The sequence below is a fragment of the Brevundimonas sp. genome (assembly GCF_031082345.1).
GTDB lineage: Bacteria > Pseudomonadota > Alphaproteobacteria > Caulobacterales > Caulobacteraceae > Brevundimonas.
On the sequence record NZ_JAVHLH010000341.1, the window covers coordinates 1 to 2,189 of the forward strand.

Annotated in this window: 5 protein-coding genes; 4 read left to right on the forward strand and 1 reads right to left on the reverse strand. The window is 69.6% G+C overall.

From position 1 onward, the window contains the following. Positions 1 to 68 precede the first annotated feature (68 nt). Positions 69 to 530: an NfeD family protein gene (locus RDU12_RS15020; RefSeq protein WP_308685441.1), complete on the forward strand. Its 462-nt coding sequence runs from the start codon at positions 69 to 71 to the stop codon at positions 528 to 530. Here the strand turns inward: RDU12_RS15020 and rnhA are convergent. Continuing rightward, a complete protein-coding gene (gene rnhA / locus RDU12_RS15025; RefSeq protein WP_300292182.1) occupies positions 527 to 967 on the reverse strand; it encodes a ribonuclease HI in 441 nt (146 codons plus the stop codon). The two genes, RDU12_RS15020 and rnhA, sit on opposite strands and share 4 nt — an antisense overlap. 114 nt (positions 968 to 1,081) lie before the next feature. Between rnhA and RDU12_RS15030 the strand changes: the two genes are divergently transcribed. The 3 genes from RDU12_RS15030 to RDU12_RS15040 form a co-directional block, all read left to right on the forward strand. Next, positions 1,082 to 1,297, forward strand: coding sequence for a twin-arginine translocase TatA/TatE family subunit (locus RDU12_RS15030; protein WP_300292184.1), 216 nt, complete (start codon positions 1,082 to 1,084; stop codon positions 1,295 to 1,297). A gap of 29 nt (positions 1,298 to 1,326) precedes the next feature. Then, a complete protein-coding gene (gene tatB / locus RDU12_RS15035) occupies positions 1,327 to 1,878 on the forward strand; it encodes a Sec-independent protein translocase protein TatB (protein WP_374990234.1) in 552 nt (183 codons plus the stop codon). Beyond that, on the forward strand, positions 1,875 to 2,189 hold a 315-nt coding region (locus RDU12_RS15040; RefSeq protein WP_308685444.1), incomplete at its 3' end, for a twin-arginine translocase subunit TatC. The genes tatB and RDU12_RS15040, both read left to right, overlap by 4 nt.

Consider the following 2,189-nt stretch of genomic DNA (forward strand, 5'->3'; position numbering starts at 1 on the left):
CGCCGCGCGGCGGGCGCGGAGGGGCGGGGGGCGTGGCGCGCGGCGGCTCCGTTCCGAGGACCTGACCGATGGACGCCCTGATCGACCTGCACGCGGCCCAGCCCTACTGGATCTGGCTGGCGCTCGGCGTGATCCTGCTGGCCGTCGAGTCGGCCTTCTCGACCGAATGGCTGTTGTGGCCGGCCGTAGCGGCGGGCGTGGTGGCGGTGGTCACCGCGCTGGGCCTGCCGCTGGGCGGATTCTGGGGCGAGGCCGCGCTGTTCGCGGTGCTGACCGTCGCCGCCACCCTGGCGTCGCGGCGACTGATCCAGCGGGTCAACCCCGCTGACAGCCCCGACATCAACGCCCGTGACAGCCGCCTGGTCGGCCAGCGGGCGCAGGTGGTGCAGGCCTTCGTCGACGGCCGGGGCCGGGTGTTCGTCTCAGGGTCGGAATGGGTCGCCGAGATCGAGGGCGCCGCGCCTCTGGCGGGCGAGAGCGTGATCGTCGAGGGTATGGACGGATCGAAGCTGAAGGTCCGGCCCGTCTAGCCCTTCATCTCGTCGATGCCGCGATTGGCGAGGCCGTCGGCGCGTTCGTTGAGTTCGTGGCCGGCGTGGCCCTTGACCCAGTGCCATTTGACGTCGTGACGGGCGCGGGCGGCGTCGAGGCGCTTCCACAGGTCCTCGTTCTTGACCGGCTTCTTGTCGGCGGTCTTCCAGCCCCGCGCCTTCCAGCCCCGGATCCATTCGGTGATGCCGGTCATGACGTATTTGCTGTCGGTGTGCAGATCGACGCGGCAGGGGCGGGTCAGGGCGTCGAGCGCCATGATCGCCGCCATCAGCTCCATGCGGTTATTGGTGGTCAGGGTCTCGCCGCCCCACAGCTCCTTCTCGTGACCGCCGCCGGTCTGGAGCACCGCGCCCCAGCCGCCGGGGCCGGGATTGCCGCGGCAGGCGCCGTCGGTATGGATGATCACGTGATTCATGGGCGCGTCCCTAACAGGTTCGCTTGGCGTCGCGCCACTGAACGGCCTATATGCGGGACCAAGTTTTCCGCTCGGGGCAATACCGCTCCGGCCACCGATAGAGATTGAGCCGCCATGCAGCCCGGTATCTGGCAAATCCTGATCATCGCCGTCCTCGCCCTCCTGCTGTTCGGCGGCCGGGGCAAGATCTCGGGCCTGATGGGCGACGCCGCAAAGGGCATCCGCGCCTTCCGCGACGGGCTGAAGGACACTGACGCCGAAAAGCCCCGGGACGAGCGCGCGGGCGCGCTGCCGCGCACCGAGGCCGAAAAAGAAGACCTGAAGTCGTAAGCGCCGTATCGCGTCGGAGACACTGACGGATGGGTGGTCTGGGGCCCGGCATCGGCGGGCTGGAAATCCTCGTCATCGGCCTGCTGGCGCTTATCGTCGTGGGACCGAAGGACCTGCCCCTGCTGATGCGCAAGGTCGGCAAGGCCGTGGGCAAGGCGCGCGCCATGGCCAACGAGTTCCGCTCCAGCTTCGACGAAATGGCGCGCCAGTCCGAACTGGATGAACTCCGCAAGGAGGTCGAGGCGCTTCGCACCGGCCAGGGCATGGTCCCGCTGGGCGCCGAGGCCGAGGCGGCCTTCCGGGACATCAGCGACGATCTGAACCGGCCGCTGGACGGTCCGGCGACCCAGCCGGCCCTGACCGGGCCGGATGAATGGCCGGATTCCGAGCCGGTGATGAAGCCGCTGGTGGAGGCTGAGCCCGTGTCGCCCAGGGCGGCTCCGAAACCGCGCGCGAAGAAGCCCTCCACGACCGCCGCCCCCGCCAGCGCCAAACCGCCGAGCAAAAAGTCAGCCCCTGCGAGGACCGAGGCCGTTCCGGCCAGGCCGAAGGCGCCCCGCAAGAAGGCGGTCGACCTGTGAGCCCGCATGACCGCGACGAGGACGAGATCGAGGCCTCGCGCGCGCCGCTGATGGACCATCTGATCGAGCTGCGCAGCCGGCTGATGATCTGCGTCGCCGCCTTCGTGGTCGGGTTCATCGGCTGCTTCATCGTCGCCGATCCGATCTACGTCTTTCTGGTCCAGCCCTTCGCCGTGGCGGCCCAGTTCCGCGAAGCGGCCGGGCCGGGCGGCAGCGTCTCGCCGTTCGACCTGATCCTGGGAACCGCCGGGCTGGTTCCGGTGCCGCAGGGTGACGGACAGACAGTCAATCTGATCTTCACCGCGCCGCTG